The sequence below is a fragment of the Arthrobacter rhombi genome, from assembly GCF_039526245.1.
Taxonomy (GTDB): domain Bacteria; phylum Actinomycetota; class Actinomycetes; order Actinomycetales; family Micrococcaceae; genus Arthrobacter_H; species Arthrobacter_H rhombi.
The window spans coordinates 162473-179327 of sequence record NZ_BAAAIV010000011.1; the positions used below are offsets into that span (position 1 = coordinate 162473).

The following is a 16855-nucleotide window of genomic DNA, read 5'->3' on the forward strand; positions in this document are numbered from 1 at the left end:
AGCGGACGGTTAGCTGGTGACGGATCGGCCGCTCCACTCCGGGGGTTCCTGGCGTCGCGCCGCGATGTTGGCCATCAGGTCCTCGTCGAACCCACACGTTCTTCCGGTCTCCTGGTTGACGTGCAGGCCGAGGAGTTCCTCGGTGGCAATCAACTGGCCATCGACGTGCATCTCGTGGCACAGGTGGAGCTTCTTCATACCGGTTCCAGCCACCAGGGTCGTGACCACCAGCTCGGCGCCTAGGCCGGTTTCCGCGAGATAGCGGACATGGGCCTCAACCGTGTAGAGCGAATTGGAGGTGGCCGCCCGGTACTCCGGGCCCATGCCCAGGGAGTCCATGGCCGCATCGGTGGCGAAGCCGAAGACCAGCACATAGTAGGCCTCGGACAGGTGGCCGTTGTAGTCGATCCACTCGGGCAGCACCGGGGTCCTGAAGGGTTCCCAGGCCACCTAGACCGCCGCCTTCGGATCCGCCTTCAGATCCCCGATGACGTTGCGGATGGCGATGATGGCGGCATCGCGTTCGGCGACCAGGTCGGCGAAGCCGCGCTCGCCGGCTTCCTCATCGCAGCCGGCGATGACATCGGCACGCAGCCGTTCCGTCAGCTCCGGTGCCTCCAGGCGGGTCCACGGGGACTTCAGCGAGGGACCGAAGTGGTCCAGCATGTGCGCCATCCCGCCGGGGCCTCCGGCAAGGTGGAAGGTGAGCATGGGGCCCTGGATGGGCCAGCGCAGACCAGGGCCGTCGGTGATGGCGAGATCGATCTGCTCCACCGTTGCCTCACCGTTGTCGATCATGTGCAGGGCCTCGCGCCAGAGGGCTTCTTGCAGCCGGTTGGCGATGAAGCCCGGGACCTCCCGGTCCATGGTGATCACGGATTTACCGATGAAGTCGTACCACTCCGAAGCCCAGGCCACGGCGGCAGGGTCGGTGCCCTTCCCGCCGGCGACCTCGACGAGGGGGATTAGATAGGGCGGGTTGAACGGATGGCCGACCACCAGGCGGGCGGGACTGGCCGCGCGCTGGTTCATTTCGGACATGCCATAGCCGGACGTGGACGAGCCGATGACCACTCCGGGTGCCGCTGCGGCGTCGAGTTGCGCCAGCAGGTTGGACTTGAGATCGAGGTCCTCGGGTGCGCTCTCCTGGATGAAGCCGACGCCGGCCACCGCATCGGCCAGTTCGGCGTGCACGCTCCAGTTGTCCTTGGAGGCATTCGGCGCCAGGCCCAGTTGGGTCAATGCCGGCCAGGCGGCGTCGATCAGGGCCTCGAGTTTGTCGGCGGCGTCGGGGGAGGGGTCCCAGGCCTGGACGCGGTAACCGCGGGCCAGGAAGTAGGCGGCCCAGCCGCCGCCGATGGTGCCGATGCCCACGCAGGCCACCGTGTCGACGTCGTGCATGTTGGGGTAGGTGCTCATGGATCAGGCCCTCTTCTCGATTTGGAGGATCTCACGGGCCTCATCGGGGGTGGCGACCGAGGAACCGAGGTCGTTGACGATGGAGATGGCGCGCTCGGTGAGCTGGGCGTTGGTGGCCTTCACGCCCTGGGACAGGTAGAGGTTGTCTTCCAAGCCCACGCGGACGTGGCCGCCGAGCAGGACGGACTGGGCGACCCAGGGCAGCTGGTTGCGGCCGATCGCGAAGGATGTCCACTGGGCTCCCTCGGGCAGAAGGTTGACCATGGCCTGGAGCAGGGCCGGGTCCACGGGTGCGCCGTAGGGGATGCCCATGCACAGCTGGTAGAGCGGCGGAGGGGCGATGAGCCCCTCCTGGACCATGACGTTGGCGAACCAGAGGTTGCCGGTATCGAAGATCTCCATTTCGGGCTTCACCCCGAGCTCCTTGATGCGCGCCGCGCCTTCACGGAGCATGTCGGGGGTGGAGACGTAGAGCTGGCTGCCCTCGCCGAAGTTCAGCGAGCCGCAGTCGATGGTGCAGATTTCCGGACGCAGCTCCTCGACGTGGGCCAGGCGATCGAGTCCGGAGACGAGGTCGGTGCCGGGGAGCTGGACGGTCGGTTCGCCCGGGTCGACCACGAGGTCCCCACCCATGCCGGCGGTCAGGTTGATGACAGGATCGACATCTGAGGCGGCGATCTGGCGCACGACTTCGCGGTAGAGCCCGGTGTCGCGTGACCCTTGCCTGGTCTCGGGGTCGCGCACGTGGATGTGCACGACCGAGGCTCCCGCCCGGGCGGCGGCGATCGCGTCGGCGGCGATCTCATCGGGTGTCACGGGAACGTGTTCGCTCTTGGAGGTGGTGTCTCCGGCGCCGGTCAGTGCGCAGGTGACGATGACCTTACGGTTCATGGTTTGACTCCTTCGGGGGTGGCAAGTGTGCGGTCGATGAAACTGTCGATTTGGCGATACATCTGATCGACAGTCAGCATGCCGGTGAGGACCTTGATGCCCAGGCCGTCCATCATGGTCGTCACGTCCAGGGCCAACGACTCCGGGTCCCCGGAGCGGATGCCCCCACTGTCCTGGCCCTCGGCGATGATCGCGGCGACCGTTTGGCGCCAGCGTCCGTAGCCGTGGGTGTGGTTGTCGCGCCCCTCGGGGTGGACGGCCACTTGGGCCCAGGTCTGTAGCCAGATGGACCACTCGGCTCGTCCGGCGGCTCCGGCAGGAAGCTGGAGCTGGATGAGGCGTTTGAGGCGCAGCACGGGGTCGGTCACGGTGTGGAGTTCGGCCACCTGCCGGTCGAAGGCCAATTTGACCGAATAGCGCAGTGTCTCGGCGAAGATCTCCCGTTTGGCCGGGAAGTAGTAGTGGACAGCTGCGGGACTCATGCCGCATTCGCGGGCGATGTCGGCGATGCGGACCGATTCGTAGCCCTGTTCGGCGAAAAGCCACCACGACTTCTCGATGATCGTGCGCCGCTTGAGTGCCATCTCGCGATCCTCGGGATGGACGGTAGGCAGCATCCGTGCCGAGGCCGGCGTGGTCGCCCCGGTCGTGGCATCGGACCCGGAGAGGAGCCAGTTGGCCGTCACCCCGGTGACCGTTGCCAATTGGGTGATCTCCTCGGCGTTGAAGCGCCGGGTCCCCTTCAGTGACTTCGATAGCTTCGACTCGTCCAGGTCGATCAACTCAGCGACGCGGCGCTGGGGAAGCCCGGATCCGCGGATGGCGTCTCGGGCCCTGTCCGGTAATTGGCCGGACGGAGTGGTTGGAGTCGGCATGCCGTCCACTGTAGGGACGGCTTGCGATTCTGGCAAGTAGTCTGATTAACATTCAGGAAACTTGCGATGCGTTGGTTCGGCTGACGTCACCGCCCCGGCCGGTTCCGGGGCGCGGGCACAAAAAAGCACCGGACCGTCCACGAGGACGATCCGGTGCCCGGGGGAGTGCGCGTTACCGCCGGGGCCGGCCGAGCACGAGCGCGGTCAGTGCGGTCGCGGCGGTCACCGTGTTGACGGCGGGCCAGGCCCCGATCTTCTTCGCCAGCGGGTGCGAGGCACCAAAGCCGACCAGGTAGGTAGCCGTCACGGCGGCGGCGCGTCCGGCACCGGCATCACGCTGGCAGGAGGCAAAAGCCGCCGCACCGGCGGCGGCCAACACGGCGCCACCCAGCGGGCGGTTTCCGGTGGAACGGGCGGTCTGGAAACCGCCGAGGAGGCCGGCGGTGGTCAATGCTGCGGTGGAAATCGAGCTCATGGTTCTCCTGATGTATTGGTGCTAGTCAGCCTACTCCGCAGCTACCTTTCGAGGGGCTGCCGGGCGTACGATGGCGGGCATGAGCGCCACCATCGAACATGACTCGACACCCACCAAAGTGGTGATGGTTTCCATCGTCGCCGCCTTGGGAGGGTTCCTCTTCGGATTCGACTCCGCCGTCATCAACGGCGCGGTCGATGCGATCGCCGACCAGTTCGGCCTCAGCGGGGTGATCCTGGGCTTCACCGTTTCCTGCGCACTGCTCGGTGCCATGGTCGGCGCCTGGTTCGCCGGACCCTTCGCCGACAAACAAGGCCGCGTCCGCGCCATGCTGGTCGCCGCCGCCTTGTTCACCATCTCCGCTGTCGGATCCGGCTTCGCCTTCAGCGCAGTGGACCTGATCATCTGGCGTTTCATCGGCGGTCTCGGTGTCGGCATGGCCTCGGTCCTGGCGCCGGCCTACATCGCCGAGGTCGCCCCCGCCCACAGCCGCGGCCGGTTGGCCTCCCTGCAACAGATGGCCATCGTGCTCGGCATCTTCGTCGCCCTGCTGTCCGACGCCTTCATCGCCACCTCTTCCGGCGGTGCCACCGCGGAGGCATGGTTGGGGCTGTCGGCGTGGCGCTGGATGTTCCTCACCGGCGTCGTCCCGGCGGTCATCTACGGGGTGCTGGCCTGGCAGATCCCCGAATCCCCGCGCTACCTCGTCGCCCGCGGCCAGCTGGCCAAGGCGGCCAAGGTCCTGCACGAGGTCGTGGGGTTGAAGAGTCGTGAGGACGTGGACGAGAAGATCGCCTCGATCAAGTCGACCATCAGCACGGAGAAGAACCAGGGGCTGCGCAACCTCGTCGGGGGCAAGGGCTGGCTGCTGCCCATCGTCTGGGTCGGCATCCTGCTCTCGGTCTTCCAACAGTTCGTCGGCATCAACGTCATCTTCTACTACTCGACCAGCCTGTGGCTCTCCGTGGGCTTCACCGAGGCAGACTCCTTCACCATCACCGTGATCACCTCGGTCACCAACATCCTGGTGACCATCATCGCGATCGCCCTGGTCGACAAGGTGGGACGCAAGCCGCTGCTGCTCTGGGGCTCGGCCGGCATGACCATCGCCCTGGGTGTCATGGCCATCGCCTTCAGCCAGGCCAACGGCACCGGCGACCAGGTGTCGCTGCCGCAGCCGTGGGGCGTCATCGCCCTCATTGCGGCAAACCTGTTCGTCGTGGCCTTCGGCGCCACCTGGGGCCCAGTGGTCTGGGTCCTGCTGGGGGAGATGTTCTCCAACAAGATGCGCGCCGTCGCCCTGTCGGTGGCCGCCGCAGCCCAGTGGCTGGCGAACTTCCTGATCACCACGACGTTCCCCACGCTCTCGGAGATCAGCCTGGTGCTGGCCTACGGGCTCTACGCCCTCTTCGCCCTGCTGTCCTTCTTCTTCGTCTTCCGGTTCGTCCAGGAGACCAAGGGCCGCGAACTCGAATCCATGCAGTAGCAGCTACGGCAGGGTGGTGACCGCTGCATCCTGGGCGGTCGGCTGCGTGCCCAGGGCGGCGAGCACCGCCGCACCGAGAATCTCGGCACCCTCCCGGGACGGGTGGGTGCCGTCGTAGGTGAGCCCCTCGGCATAGCGGCCCGGCTGGTCATCGGCGCGCAGCCCGCGGGCCCCGTCGATCCAGCCCCAGCCCTGCTCGGCGACGAAGTCGTGCAGCCAGGCGTTGTACTCGATGGTCCGCTCGCTGAATTCGTTGCGCGGCGGGACCGAGGAGATGATGACCCGGGGGACGTCGGCCGCGGCGACGATGGAACGCATGTTTTCCCCGATCTGCTCGAACGGGACGCCGGCCTTGATGTCGTTGGTTCCGGCAATCATCACCAGCACATCCGCCGGCACCGGGGTGAACCCCGCGAGCATCTGCGCAGTGGTTGCCCCGCCGCGTGCCCAGCCGCCGACGAAGGCGGTTCCCGGTTGTTGGGCGAAGGCCGCCCAGGAGCGTTCGCCGACGATCCGTCGCCCCACCTGCTCGGGGTAGGCGTGGTCCGCGGTGATGGAGTCTCCGACCACCTCGAAACGCAGCGGGTGCGCGCCGGCGGCAATGGTCATCGGCTGGGCCATCGGGAACCCGTCGGAGGTCAGGGGCGCCTGCTGGTTCTGCACGCCGACGTAGGTGGCCCCGGCGGCGACGGCCAGCACCAGGAGCCCGGTGGCCGCGGTCCGGCGGGGATGCGCACGGAGGCGGTCGATGAAGGACGGGCGGGCGGCGGCGGGTACTGAAACGGGCACGGTGATACTCCTGGATGAAGATGCGACATATCCAGCGTAGGGAGCCGCGGACCGCGCGGGCGTCCAGGAACATGACGATCGTGTGACAATTCGCCAGCTGCACATCATTCACAGGCCCGTGCCCTACCCTCGAAGCCATGTTTAAGCAGATTTCCGTCGATTCCTGGTGGCAGGCGCTGCTGGTCGGTTTCAGCCATGGCCCGGCGCTGAAAGCCGAGGCGCTGACCCTGGTGCTCATCGTCGCCGCGGCCATCGCCCTGTCAGTGCCGTGGGCGACCTGGCGCTGGTTCGGCCTCTACGTGACCTTCGTGCACGAGCTGGGCCATGCGCTGGCAGCGCTGATGACCGGGCGCATGGTCCGCGGGATCCGGTTGAACCTGAACCATTCGGGCGAAACGGTGAGCGTGGGCCGCGGCCGGGCAGGTGCTGCCTGGTCGGGATTCTGGGGGTATCCGGCACCGGCGGTGGCCGGGGCCGCCATGGTCTGGGCTGCCTGCTCGGGGTGGGCAGGTGCGGCCCTGTCGATCGGGGCGCTGCTGCTGTTGGTCGCGCTGCTGTTCATCCGCAACCTGATCGGCGTCCTCATTGCCGTCGGCTGCGCCGTGCTGGCGCAACTGCTCGTGTTGTTCACCAGCCGCGAGGCCGCCGCCTACATCGTGGTCTCCCTCGGCATCGCGTTGGTCGTCGGGGCGGTGAAGGACTGGTTCAAGGTCACCGCGGTCCACACCCGGCGCCGCCGGCTCGACAGCTCCGATGCCTACATCCTGGCCCGCGCCACGGGAGTCCCGTCGGTGATCTGGCTGATCGGTTTCGCCGTCGTCATCGGGGGCAGCGCCTACTGGTCGCTGGGCTCCCTGGGCGGCTCGGTGCTCTGATCCGACCGGGGACGCGGCCGCGCGGATCGTGGTGCGCGCCCGCCTCCTCGCGTAGCCTCGGTTCCGGAGGTACACATGGCCCATTTCGAGTTCACCACCAGCTTGCCCTTTCCGCGTGACGAGGTGTTCCGGTGGTTCACCCGCCCCGGAGCCCTGGTGCGGCTCAGCCCCCCGTTTTCCGGCAGCGTCCGGCGCGAACCGGACCGCGGCATCGAGATCGGTTCGACGGCGGTACTGGGCATTGGTGCCCCCGGCAGCCTCGGCCTCGGGCTGGGTTCGGTGAGGGGGTCCGCCGCGGGGGCGCTGCACCTGCCGGACTGGGCGCGCCCCGAGATCCCGTGGCATGCCCGTCATGTCGGCCTCGTGCCGGGGCGGGGTTTCACCGACGTCATGGACTCCGGACCGCTCGCCTCCTGGTCCCATGACCACCTTTTCGAGGACGACGGCGAGGGCACCATCATGCGCGACTCGGTCGCCTACGCGCTGCCCCTGCCGGCCCCGGGGTCGCGGCCGCTGGGCCGCCTGTCCCAGTGGAGTGAAGCGCGGTTTGCCACGGAACTGGAACGGATGTTCGGCTACCGTGAACGCCAGCTCATCGGCGACCTGCTCTTCCACGCCAACCATCGGACACCCGAGCCGCTGCGCATCGCCATCAGCGGGTCAGGGGGCCTGATCGGCACCCAGCTGCGCGCGCTGCTGCTCGGTGGCGGCCATGAGGTGCTCCGGCTGGTCCGCCGGACCACGTCGGCCCCCGACGAGATCTCCTGGGACCCCGACGCCGGCCGGATCGACGCCGAGGCGTTGGCGGGATGCGACGTCGTGATCCATCTGGCGGGCCACCCGATCGGGGGACGGTTCACCGCCGCGAACAAGCAGCGCATCGTCTCCTCGCGCACCACCGGTACCTCCCTGCTCGCGCGGACACTGGCCGGTCTGGCCGCCGACGGGCGCCAACGCGCGCTGGTCAGCGCGTCCGCCATCGGCTACTACGGCGCCTCGCCGGATGCCCGGCGGCCGGGCACACCGGAGGAGCTGGGGGAGGACTGCCCCGCGGGAACCGACTTCCTCTCCGGAACCTGCGCAGCCTGGGAGGCCTCCTGCGAACCTGCCAGAAGCGCCGGGGTCAGGGTGGCCACCATCCGCACGGGGATCGTGCAGAGCCCCGCCGGAGGGGCACTGCAGCGGATGCTGCCGCTGTTCATGGCCGGTATGGGCGGACGCCTGGCAGGCGCCGGGATGCAGAGCTGGATCGGCATCGACGACATCGTGGGGATCTTCGCCCACGCCGCCCTGGACGAGCGGGTGGCCGGGCCGGTCAATGCGGTGGCCCCCCACCCGGTCGACGGCGGGGACTACGCAGCAACGCTGGCCGCCGTGCTGGGCCGTCCGGCGCTGGTGACCGTTCCGGCCGCCGGGCCAGCACTGCTGTTGGGGCGGCAAGGTGCCCAGGAGCTCGTCCAGACGGACCAGCGGGTCTCGTCCCATCGGGTCGAGGAGCTCGGCTACGGGTTCCGCCATGCTGACCTGCGCTCGGCGCTGAGCCACGTCCTCGGCCGCGCCTGAAGGTCACGAAACGGGCATCAAAGTGCTGATGGAGTTCGAAGATCACGGCCGCTAGAGACGTTTTATCTGGGCCGGAGCTCCCTTTTGGAACCTGTGAGGGGCTGCGGCGAGACTCACAGAAATGCCCCTGGACGTCGATCCACGCCCGGAATTCCGCAGTTCATGTCTGTCAATTTTTTGTGGAAGCCCCGGTTGGGGGACACCGTGGTTTGACGTAGACCCCCAGCGTGCGGTTACCGTTATCAAGTCACGTTTTGATAACACCCCTCCGTTCGGGGTGGTGCAAAACGACAGTGCAGCCGGGTACCTGTTGGGTCGTCCACCTGGCTGCCCACAAAACTTGGAGTCGACATCGACGCCGGACGATCGCGCAGTGAAGGCCGGGGACGGTCAGAGCGCACGGGTGGCCCCTGGAGAAATGTGATCCAGCAGCAGAGCAAGAAGTTTTCGAAGATTTCCCGCATCGGCGCGTCCAGCGGTGTAGCCGCACTGGCATTGGCCGGCGCAGCAGCAGGCCTGGGGGCAGCTCCCGCTTCCGCCGCCTCGACTTCCACCTGGGACGCCATTGCCAACTGCGAGTCCAGTGGCAACTGGTCCATCAACACGGGCAACGGCTACTACGGTGGCCTGCAGTTCAGCCAGCAGACCTGGAACGCCTTCGGTGGCGCCGGTTCTGCAGCGAACGCCAGCAAGTCGCAGCAGATCGCCGTCGCCGAGAAGGTCCTGGCTGCCCAGGGCTGGGGCGCATGGCCGGCCTGCTCCGCAAAGCTGGGACTCTCCGGCAAGAGCGGCTCGATCGCCTCCACCTCCAACACGGTGGAGAAGAAGTCCGCTCCGGTGCAGCAGGCCCCGAAGCAGACCACGCAAAAGAAGTCCTACGAGGCTCCGCAGAAGACCTACAAGGCAGCCCCGAAGCACCGCGCCGAGGCTCCGGTCCAGAAGGCCGCTCCGGTCCAGAAGGCCGCCCCGCAGCAGTCGGTCAAGTCGACCGGCAAGCACGTGGCCACCGTCAAGGCGACCGACTCGGGCGCTGACTACACGGTCAAGTCCGGCGACACGCTGGCCAAGATCGCGCAGAAGAAGGGCCTCGACAACTGGAAGAGCCTGTACTCGCTGAACAACGACGAGGTGCAGGACGCGAACATGATCTTCGTGGGCCAGGTCCTCGACATCCCGACCAAGTAAGCAGGTCGCTCCGGAGTCCGGCTCCGGAACCACAAACTGCGGGGGCCTAGCCCCCGCATGACGGCAGCGGCAGTCCACCTTTCCCCCCAAAGGAGGACTGCCGCTGTTACGTCGTCAACGCGTCATGCCCGCACGTTCCATCGTGCGGGCATGACGCGTTAACGCGCGTTCAGGAGTGAGCCACGGCTCCGGTGACGGAGGCAACGAATTCCCGGGCCGCCGGGCGGTAGGCGTCGCGCAGTGCCAGGAAACGCCCGCTGCTCGCTGCCCCGGGCCAGTCCGCGGGCAGGGCGTCCGCCGGGAGGCCCGGATCCACGTAGGGGATGATGCGCCAGCTGTCGATGCACCGGACATAAGCGGAAAAAGCGGTCGCCCCCTCCGCAGGTGGTTCGAGCGCCACACCTTCCTGGGTGGCCAGGAAGCCACGGTGCAGCCCGGCCAATTCGTCCAGATCCCACCATGCGGCGACCACCGTACGCAAGGGCTCCTCCACCAGGGGGGTGGAGGTCACGAAGAGCACCGCTGCGCCGCGCAGGCCCAGGTCCTCGAGGATCTCCTCGGCCTCGGGGCGCAGGTAGTCGGGGCAGATCCACAGTCCCGGGCCCACCGTCCCACACCCGATCCAATGCAATCGCCGGCGCAGCTGGTGCCGCAGCCCGCGTTCGGATTCGGGGATGGTGAAGGAGACCAGGCACCAGGCATCGTCGGGCCCCATGGAGCGGGGCTGGTGGATCCTGCGATCCCCGCGATCGAGCATGTGGCGGGCGCGCGCTCCCACGGCGTAGCCGGCGCGCCCCGCGCGTGCCTCGGCGTCGAGCACTGCCTTCTTGCGCAGGCGGGTCAGGGCAGTGCGGGTCAGCGCGGCTGACACCCCGACTGCCTCCATCAGGGTGACCAGGTCGGCGGAGGACATCCAGCCTCCGGCGTCGCGCAGGTAGAGCCCGACGATGGTGCGCAACAACGACGTGGTGCTCCCGGGGCGGGAGTCCATGTCGTCGAGGACGGCGCTCATTCCATCTCGGCCAGGGCGGTCGCGATCGCGTCGATCCCGGCCTCGAGCTCGGCGAAGCTGGTGCTCAGTGGTGACAGGCCGATGCGCAGCCCGTTGGGCGGCCGGAAATCGGGAATGACACCGAGCTCCCACAGGCGCGCGGTGACCTCGGCGAAGCGGTCATGGTCCACGGTGATGTGCGAACCGCGCGCATCCGCTTCGCGCGGGCTCGCCAGCCGGGCACCGAGTGGAGCCAGGCGCTCGTCGGCCAGCCGGATGGCATGCTCGGTCAGTGCCACCGATTTGGCCCGCACGGCGTCCATCCCGGCCTCGGCGATGAGCCCGACCATGTCCTGGAGCGGCTGCATCGCCAGGATCGGCGGTGTCCCGGTGATGAACCTGCGGATGTTTCCCGCCGGCTCGTACGCCTCGGTCATCCCGAACGGGTCGGCAGCACCCATCCACCCCCAGATCGGCTGGCGCAGGCGCGACTGCAGCTCCGAGCGCACATAGGCCAACGCCGGCGAACCGGGACCTCCATTGAGGTACTTGTAGGTGCAGCCCACCGCCAGGTCCACGCCCCAGTCATCGAGCTGCAGCGGCACCGCGCCGACGGAATGGCACAGATCCCAGACCATCAGCGCGCCGGCCTGCTTCACGCGCCCGGTGATGGCCGCGGCGTCGGCCAGGTAGCCCGAACGGTACGCGACGTGGCTCAGCAGCACGACGGCGGTGCTCGCCGAGAGGACCGGTTCCAGGTCTTCACTGGTCACCCCGGCATCCGGGTCCGGGGTGATCCAGCGCAGCGTGGCACCACGTTCGGCGGCGATGCCCTCGACGATGAAGCGGTCGGTGGGGAAGTTGCCGGCGTCGATGACGATCTCGCACCGGGCAGGATCGGCGGCCTGCTGGTGGTCCAGGGCGGCACGCAGGGCCTTGTAGAGCAGGACCGACGTCGAATCCCCGACGAGGACCTGGCCCGGGGCTGCGCCGAGGACCACCTCACCCAATCGGTCCCCGAGGACCGTGGGCTCGTCCATCCACTTCTCGTCCCAGCTGCGGATCAGCCCGGCGCCCCATTCGGTGCGCACGAACGTGGCCAGGCGCTCCGCCGTGGCGGCCAGCGGGCGGCCCAGCGAGTTGCCGTCCAGGTAGGCGGTGAGTGGATGGGCCGGATCGGGGGCGGGAACCAGGAAACGGCCACGCAGGGACGCCAGCGGGTCGGCGGCGTCCAGGTCTGCGGCGGTCAGGGATGCGGGGGAGGTGTTCATGCAAGGGGCCTTTCGGGCTAGTTGCCGATTTCGGTGCGCACGGCGTAGAGCTCGGGGAAGAAGGTCAGGTCCAGGGCGCGTTTGAGGAAGTCGACGCCGGAGGACCCGCCGGTGCCGCGCTTGAAGCCGATGGTGCGCTGGACGGTGCGCAGATGCCGGAACCGCCAGGACTGGAAATTGTCCTCGAGATCCACCAGGTCCTCGCAGGCCTGGTAGAACGTCCAGCGGGTGTCCTCGGACTCGTAGATCTCCTTGAAGACCGGGATGAGCGACTCCTGCAGCACCCACGGCTTCGAGAAGTCGCGGTGCAGGATCTCATCGGGAATCGCGTAGCCCGCCCGTGCCAGGGCCGCCAGGAACGCATCGTAGACGGTCGGTTCCTCGAGCAGCTGGCCGAGCATGGTGTGGGCCTCGGGGTGGGATTCGAAGACCTTGAGCATGCCGCGGTGCTTGTTTCCCAGGATGAATTCCACGGCGCGGTACTGCCAAGACTGGAAACCCGACGCCGAACCCAGGGAGCCCCGGAACTGGGAGTACTCGCGGGGGGTCAGCGTCGCCAGGACGGACCACTGGTCGGTGAGGACCTTCTGGATGTGCTTGACGCGGGCCAGGCATTTCAGCGCCTTGCCGAGGTCGTCGACGTTCATGAGGCGGCGCGCCTCGGTGAGTTCGTGGAGCACCAGCTTCAGCCAGAGCTCGCTGGTCTGGTGCTGGATGATGAAGAGCATCTCATCGTGGTGCTCGGGGCTGCTGTGCGGATGCTGGGCGTGCAGGACGCGTTCCAGATCCAGGTAGCCGCCGTAGGACATTTCGTGGCGGAAGTCGGTACGGACGGTTTCCTCGATGTCACGGACGCCGGCCGATTCCCCGGCGCCCGTTTCAGCGTCGGGCCCTGCGGCGGGCGTGCTGGATGGTTCGGTGGAATAGGGGCAGCTCATGTCCCCAGAATATCTGATTCGTGACGAGCGTCAAGAGTTTGAAATCGTCGAGCTGCAACCCGCGGGTTTCGCCACCTCGGCGTTCATTGGCATGCTGGGGAGCATGGAGCAACGCCAAGCGGCCCCCTCAGCCTCGACCGTGTACACCGTGGGGCACTCGACGCATCCGATCGACGAATTCGCCGAGCTGCTCACGGCCCACGGGGTCCTGCGGATCATCGACATCCGTACGGTGCCCAAGTCGCGGCACAACCCGCAATACGGCATCGACCAGCTGGAGGCGAACCTGGGCGCGCAGGGGCTCGGATACCGGAGGATCGAGGCCCTGGGCGGTCTGCGGCACACCACCAGGGACTCGCCCAACACGGGGTGGAGGAACACCTCCTTCCGCGGCTACGCGGACTACATGCAGACCGATTCCTTTGCGGAGGGCATGGACGAACTCACGGCGTGCGCCCGTGAGGACATCGTGGCCATCATGTGTGCCGAAGCGGTCCCGTGGAGGTGCCACCGTTCGATGGTCGGTGACGCCCTGCTGGTGCGCGGCTGGGACGTGCTGGACATCTTCAGCGCCACACAGGCCAAGCCGCATACCCTGACGTCGTTTGCGCAGGTGGACGGCACCACGATCACCTATCCGCCGGAAGACGAGTCGCAGGAAGGCTGACCCCGGCGCTTCAGTCGAAGCCGCGGACCATCGTGAACCGATGGGCCACCGCATCCACCAGTGCGGGATGCGCCGCCACCGAGGAAATGCCCCGGCTGCGCACCGCATCCGCCGTGCGCGGCAACGGGCGACCGAGCAACATGTTCAGATGGGCCTGGCGCCCCGCGCGGGATGCCGAGCGTAAACGGGCCGATGAAAAGTCAGCGAGCCCGCCGCCGAAGGTGTTGCCGCCGCCATCACCGAGCGCGCGGCAGAGCAAGGGTGCCAGGGCTGCCGCGTCCATCAGCCCCAACGCCATGCCCTGGCCGCCGATGGGGCTGACCTCATGTGCCGCATCGCCGATCAGGACCACCCGGCCGGTGGCCATGCGTCGCACGCTGCGTCGGGAGCAGCGGAAGATGTTGGGCGGGCTGGCCGCCTCGGGGTCGGCCAGATGCCCGGTGCGCCGCAGGACGAGTCCTGGCAGGTCGGCCCGTTCGTCCGGGCGGCGCCAGGCGACCCAACGGCGCAGACCGTCGGGCAGGGGGAAGGACTCGACGATTCCCTCCCGGTGCAGGAGCAACGCGGCAGCTGCGCCGAATCCGGTGCTGTCGGGGTAGTCGCCCATGACATATTCGTCGCGGTAGCGGGTGCCCTCGAAGGCGGCTCCGAGCAGGGTGCGCACCGTGGAGTTCACCCCATCGGCGCCGATGAGGAACCGCGCCTGCAGGGTGTGCCGTTCGCCGGGGGTTTCGGGTCCGTGCGGGGGAGGGCCGGTGGTGAAGACAACGCGGACGCTCGAGTCGTCCTGCCTGAACGTCTCCAGGCGGGCGCCGCGCAGAAGTGCGTCGGCATCCAGCGCCTGGACCCGCTCCTCCAGCATCCGCACCGTCAGTGCCTGGGGAAGGGACAGGACGTAGCGGTGCCGGCCGGGCAGTGTCCCGAAGTCCAGGGAGGCGATCATCTTCCCGTCGGCCAGGCCCAGGCCGCGTCGGATGCGGACTCCTGCCGCGACGGCTGCTTCGCCCACGCCGGCTGCGTCGAGCACGTCGAGCGCCGGTGGGTGCAGCCCGATGGCCCGCGAATGGGTGCCGGGGCAGTGGCGGGCCTCCAGCACGCGGACGTCCAGGCCGGACTCGAGCAGCAGGGAGGCCAACGCCAGGCCGCAGGGGCCGCCTCCGGCGATGAGGACATCGATCATGGCCGCGGCTCGGGACGGTAGAGCAGCAGGTTCCTGTAGGGGCGGCGCCCCAGCACCTGCCACGGGGGTGGCACCACGGCCCGGAGCTCTTCCGGGAGGTAGCTGCGGCGGATGGACGTCAGTCCGTCCCGGCGGATGAAAGACGTCCGCGCCAGAGGCAACGTCGCCGCACCAAAGAGCAGCAGCGCCGTCCGGGAGCGCCGGATGTCCCCGTGCACCGCGACGCCGCGGGCCAAGGCCACGGAATCAGCGAGGAGGCCCTCCAGTTCCGCCTCCCCGAGGTGGTGCAGCACATGGTTGGAGAGCACGACGTCGAAGCTCTCGCCCGCGGCAACCAGGTCGGAACTGGTGGCCCGGCGGAACTCGAGAGCGGGAGCGCCGCGGGAACGGTGGGCCGCCGTCGCATAGCGGTGGGCCCTCTTGTCCGGGTCGATGCCGGTGACGCGGACGTCGAAGCCGTCACGTCGTGCCCGCCGGGCCAGGGCGGCGGTGATGTCGCCTCCGCCGCAGCCGATATCCAGGATGCTTCCCTGTCCCCGGGTCGGCAGTGCGGGACGGATCAGCTCCCGGTAGAGCCCGCCCCACCCGGAGACGATCGCGTTGACCAGCGGGAACTGGGCGTAGGTCCGGTGGAGCAGGACCGGGTCGGCATCCTCACGGTCCATCTCCTCCAGGGCTGTCTCGGCGCGGAGCATCGGCCCGCCTAGCGGCCGGTTGTGGGGACCAGCGTCATCAGCGCGGTTTCCACGGTCAGCCCGGGGCCGAAGGCCATGGAGCACACGCGCTCGCCGGTGGCCCTCTCCCGCGTGGCCGAGGTCTCGAGGATGTCCCGGAGCACGAACAGGACGGTGGCGCTGGACATGTTTCCGTAGTCGTGCAGGACCCTGCGCGCCGGGACCAGTTGTTCCTCGCCCAGCCCCAGTCGTTTTTCGACCCGGTCCAGGATGGCGCGGCCTCCCGGATGGATGCCCCAGTGCTCGATGTCCGCATAGGTGGCCGGGATCGTGGGGTCATGGGCCAGCAGGGGTTCCAGGGCGCCGACGATGTGGTCGTCGATGATGTGCGGGACATAGCTGCCCAGCACCATCTCGAACCCCTCGTCGCCAATGTTCCAGGCCATGGCGTCCTCGCCCACCGGAGTCAGCACGGTTTCGAAGTAGTCCAGCTGCAGGCCGGGTCCGGCCTCCGGCCCGGCAGGACGCGCGGTGACCAGGGCAGCGGCGGCCCCGTCGGCGAACAGGGCAGAACCCATGATGGTGTCCGGGTCGTTGGAACTGCGCACGTGCAGGGAGCACAGTTCCGCGCACACCACCAGGACGACGGCGTCCGGCTCGGCTTCGCAGAAGCTCTTGGCCGCGCGCAGGGCCGGGAATGCCGCGTAGCAGCCCATGAAACCGAAGTGTGAGCGTTTGGTGGAGGGATCCAGGCCCAGGGCACGGACGATCTGGTAGTCGGGGCCCGGGTTGTAGAAGCCGGTGCAGGACACCGTGATGACATGGGTGACATCGGCCGCGGCGAGATCTGGTGCTGCGGCCAGGGCCTTGCGCGCTGATTCGATGAACAACGGGGCCACCTCGCGGGCGAATACCTCATTACGCACCTTGGTGCTGGGGCTCAACAGCAGGCGTGCAGCGGCGTCGAAGAACACCGGGTGCTCCACGCGTTCGTCCAGGGTCATCTCCGGCACTGCGGTGTGCCGGGTGGAGATGGCGGCCGAGTCGAAGGAGGTGGCGATGAGCCGCTGGCCCAGACGGGTCAGTCCCGGCTGGGCGGCGAAGACATCACGGGCCTGGTCCTGATGCAGGATGGTGGGGGGAACTGCTGTCTGGATGGATCTGATCATGACCGGCATGTCGCGAGCGTATCCCCGGGCCGCCGGGCCGTAAAGGAAAGTCGTCGGCCACCCGGGCCGGCTACTGTTGCCGCTCGTTGCGGTAGACGTGGACCAGGGCATTGGCATGCCCGTGGCCGAAGCCGTGTTCGGTCTTGAGCCAGTTGACCTGTTCCAGGTGCTTCTTGTCCCGTACGGCATCCAACGCGGTCATCCAGTGCTCGATCGGGTGGCCGTAGGTGGACTCGATGGAGGGAAAGTACGACTTCGGCCCTTTCACGGATTCGCTCATGCCACCATCACAGCACCACCGTGCGGACGGGGCAATGGTCCGATGTGCCCCCATCATGAAACATCGATTCCGCCCTGCGACATTTCGTGCTTATGGTGGGTGTGGAAAGCCCAACCTCCTGCGGCCC

The 16855-nt window shown here is 68.1% G+C and carries 18 protein-coding genes; 5 read left to right on the forward strand and 13 right to left on the reverse strand.

The window, feature by feature from the left end; all coding sequences use genetic code 11:
• Nucleotides 1-9: 9 nt before the first annotated feature.
• From ABD088_RS10130 to ABD088_RS10150, 5 genes are all read right to left on the reverse strand, one after another.
• Nucleotides 10-450 carry a thioesterase family protein gene (locus tag ABD088_RS10130; RefSeq protein ID WP_343901809.1) on the reverse strand — a complete coding sequence of 147 codons (441 nt, stop codon included), beginning with the start codon at nucleotides 448-450 and terminating at the stop codon, nucleotides 10-12.
• A complete protein-coding gene (locus ABD088_RS10135; protein WP_343901810.1) occupies nucleotides 451-1419 on the reverse strand; it encodes a 3-hydroxyacyl-CoA dehydrogenase NAD-binding domain-containing protein in 969 nt (322 codons plus the stop codon).
• Nucleotides 1420-1422: 3 nt separating this feature from the next.
• The gene (locus ABD088_RS10140; RefSeq protein WP_343901811.1) at nucleotides 1423-2310 is read right to left on the reverse strand and encodes a beta-keto acid cleavage family enzyme; all 888 of its coding nucleotides are present in this window, start codon (nucleotides 2308-2310) and stop codon (nucleotides 1423-1425) included.
• Nucleotides 2307-3185 carry a TetR family transcriptional regulator C-terminal domain-containing protein gene (locus ABD088_RS10145; protein ID WP_343901812.1) on the reverse strand — a complete coding sequence of 293 codons (879 nt, stop codon included), beginning with the start codon at nucleotides 3183-3185 and terminating at the stop codon, nucleotides 2307-2309. Before ABD088_RS10145 ends, ABD088_RS10140 begins: the two co-directional genes overlap by 4 nt.
• 172 nt (nucleotides 3186-3357) lie before the next feature.
• The gene (locus tag ABD088_RS10150) at nucleotides 3358-3660 is read right to left on the reverse strand and encodes a hypothetical protein (RefSeq protein ID WP_343901813.1); all 303 of its coding nucleotides are present in this window, start codon (nucleotides 3658-3660) and stop codon (nucleotides 3358-3360) included.
• 79 nt (nucleotides 3661-3739) lie between these two features.
• Here ABD088_RS10150 and ABD088_RS10155 point away from each other — a divergent pair, with 79 nt between their 5' ends.
• Nucleotides 3740-5146, forward strand: coding sequence for a sugar porter family MFS transporter (locus tag ABD088_RS10155; RefSeq protein ID WP_343901814.1), 1407 nt, complete (start codon nucleotides 3740-3742; stop codon nucleotides 5144-5146).
• Nucleotides 5147-5149: 3 nt separating this feature from the next.
• Here the strand turns inward: ABD088_RS10155 and ABD088_RS10160 are convergent, their stop codons facing one another.
• Entirely contained in the window at nucleotides 5150-5935 is a 786-nt protein-coding gene (locus tag ABD088_RS10160; RefSeq protein ID WP_343901815.1) for an SGNH/GDSL hydrolase family protein, read from the reverse strand.
• Nucleotides 5936-6072: 137 nt separating this feature from the next.
• On the opposite strand from ABD088_RS10160, the gene ABD088_RS10165 reads away from it, so the two are divergent.
• The 3 genes from ABD088_RS10165 (at nucleotide 6073) to ABD088_RS10175 (ending at nucleotide 9558) form a co-directional block, all read left to right on the forward strand.
• Nucleotides 6073-6810: a M50 family metallopeptidase gene (locus ABD088_RS10165; protein WP_343901816.1), complete on the forward strand. Its 738-nt coding sequence runs from the start codon at nucleotides 6073-6075 to the stop codon at nucleotides 6808-6810.
• A gap of 75 nt (nucleotides 6811-6885) precedes the next feature.
• Complete coding sequence (locus tag ABD088_RS10170) at nucleotides 6886-8373, forward strand: TIGR01777 family oxidoreductase (RefSeq protein WP_343901817.1); 1488 nt, start codon at nucleotides 6886-6888, stop codon at nucleotides 8371-8373.
• 420 nt (nucleotides 8374-8793) lie between these two features.
• Entirely contained in the window at nucleotides 8794-9558 is a 765-nt protein-coding gene (locus tag ABD088_RS10175) for a transglycosylase family protein (protein WP_343901818.1), read from the forward strand.
• Between the two features lie 169 nt (nucleotides 9559-9727).
• Here ABD088_RS10175 and ABD088_RS10180 read toward each other — a convergent pair whose 3' ends face one another.
• From ABD088_RS10180 to kynA, 3 genes are read right to left on the reverse strand one after another with little or no spacing between them, the layout of a single operon-like run.
• Nucleotides 9728-10570, reverse strand: coding sequence for a PaaX family transcriptional regulator (locus ABD088_RS10180; RefSeq protein ID WP_343901819.1), 843 nt, complete (start codon nucleotides 10568-10570; stop codon nucleotides 9728-9730).
• Nucleotides 10567-11820 carry a kynureninase gene (locus ABD088_RS10185; RefSeq protein ID WP_343901820.1) on the reverse strand — a complete coding sequence of 418 codons (1254 nt, stop codon included), beginning with the start codon at nucleotides 11818-11820 and terminating at the stop codon, nucleotides 10567-10569. Before ABD088_RS10185 ends, ABD088_RS10180 begins: the two co-directional genes overlap by 4 nt.
• 17 nt (nucleotides 11821-11837) lie before the next feature.
• On the reverse strand, nucleotides 11838-12758 hold the full coding sequence (gene kynA / locus ABD088_RS10190) for a tryptophan 2,3-dioxygenase (RefSeq protein WP_343901821.1): 921 nt from the start codon (nucleotides 12756-12758) through the stop codon (nucleotides 11838-11840).
• Between kynA and ABD088_RS10195 the strand changes: the two genes are divergently transcribed.
• On the forward strand, nucleotides 12757-13425 hold the full coding sequence (locus ABD088_RS10195) for a DUF488 domain-containing protein (protein WP_343901822.1): 669 nt from the start codon (nucleotides 12757-12759) through the stop codon (nucleotides 13423-13425). The genes kynA and ABD088_RS10195 overlap by 2 nt on opposite strands.
• A gap of 10 nt (nucleotides 13426-13435) precedes the next feature.
• On the opposite strand, the gene ABD088_RS10200 is transcribed toward ABD088_RS10195, so the two are convergent.
• The 4 genes from ABD088_RS10200 to ABD088_RS10215 all read right to left on the reverse strand — a co-directional run bounded on the left by ABD088_RS10200 (nucleotide 13436) and on the right by ABD088_RS10215 (nucleotide 16728).
• The gene (locus ABD088_RS10200; protein ID WP_343901823.1) at nucleotides 13436-14605 is read right to left on the reverse strand and encodes an FAD-dependent oxidoreductase; all 1170 of its coding nucleotides are present in this window, start codon (nucleotides 14603-14605) and stop codon (nucleotides 13436-13438) included.
• Nucleotides 14602-15300, reverse strand: coding sequence for a methyltransferase domain-containing protein (locus ABD088_RS10205; protein ID WP_343901824.1), 699 nt, complete (start codon nucleotides 15298-15300; stop codon nucleotides 14602-14604). The genes ABD088_RS10200 and ABD088_RS10205 overlap by 4 nt, the downstream gene beginning before the upstream one ends.
• 8 nt (nucleotides 15301-15308) lie before the next feature.
• Nucleotides 15309-16457 (reverse strand): type III polyketide synthase, encoded by a 1149-nt coding sequence (locus ABD088_RS10210; RefSeq protein ID WP_343901825.1) that lies wholly within the window; start codon nucleotides 16455-16457, stop codon nucleotides 15309-15311.
• A gap of 61 nt (nucleotides 16458-16518) precedes the next feature.
• Nucleotides 16519-16728, reverse strand: coding sequence for a DUF4287 domain-containing protein (locus ABD088_RS10215; protein ID WP_343901826.1), 210 nt, complete (start codon nucleotides 16726-16728; stop codon nucleotides 16519-16521).
• Nucleotides 16729-16855 lie beyond the last annotated feature (127 nt).

Coding starts and splice junctions, on each gene's coding strand:
- ABD088_RS10135 (WP_343901810.1), bottom strand. CDS start 1,419: ATGAGCACCTACCCCAACATGCACGACGTCGACACGGTGGCCTGCGTG.
- ABD088_RS10140 (WP_343901811.1), bottom strand. CDS start 2,310: ATGAACCGTAAGGTCATCGTCACCTGCGCACTGACCGGCGCCGGAGAC.
- ABD088_RS10145 (WP_343901812.1), bottom strand. CDS start 3,185: ATGCCGACTCCAACCACTCCGTCCGGCCAATTACCGGACAGGGCCCGA.
- ABD088_RS10150 (WP_343901813.1), bottom strand. CDS start 3,660: ATGAGCTCGATTTCCACCGCAGCATTGACCACCGCCGGCCTCCTCGGC.
- ABD088_RS10155 (WP_343901814.1), top strand. CDS start 3,740: ATGAGCGCCACCATCGAACATGACTCGACACCCACCAAAGTGGTGATG.
- ABD088_RS10165 (WP_343901816.1), top strand. CDS start 6,073: ATGTTTAAGCAGATTTCCGTCGATTCCTGGTGGCAGGCGCTGCTGGTC.
- ABD088_RS10170 (WP_343901817.1), top strand. CDS start 6,886: ATGGCCCATTTCGAGTTCACCACCAGCTTGCCCTTTCCGCGTGACGAG.
- ABD088_RS10180 (WP_343901819.1), bottom strand. CDS start 10,570: ATGAGCGCCGTCCTCGACGACATGGACTCCCGCCCCGGGAGCACCACG.
- ABD088_RS10185 (WP_343901820.1), bottom strand. CDS start 11,820: ATGAACACCTCCCCCGCATCCCTGACCGCCGCAGACCTGGACGCCGCC.
- ABD088_RS10195 (WP_343901822.1), top strand. CDS start 12,757: ATGTCCCCAGAATATCTGATTCGTGACGAGCGTCAAGAGTTTGAAATC.
- kynA (WP_343901821.1), bottom strand. CDS start 12,758: ATGAGCTGCCCCTATTCCACCGAACCATCCAGCACGCCCGCCGCAGGG.
- ABD088_RS10200 (WP_343901823.1), bottom strand. CDS start 14,605: ATGATCGATGTCCTCATCGCCGGAGGCGGCCCCTGCGGCCTGGCGTTG.
- ABD088_RS10205 (WP_343901824.1), bottom strand. CDS start 15,300: ATGCTCCGCGCCGAGACAGCCCTGGAGGAGATGGACCGTGAGGATGCC.
- ABD088_RS10210 (WP_343901825.1), bottom strand. CDS start 16,457: ATGCCGGTCATGATCAGATCCATCCAGACAGCAGTTCCCCCCACCATC.
- ABD088_RS10215 (WP_343901826.1), bottom strand. CDS start 16,728: ATGAGCGAATCCGTGAAAGGGCCGAAGTCGTACTTTCCCTCCATCGAG.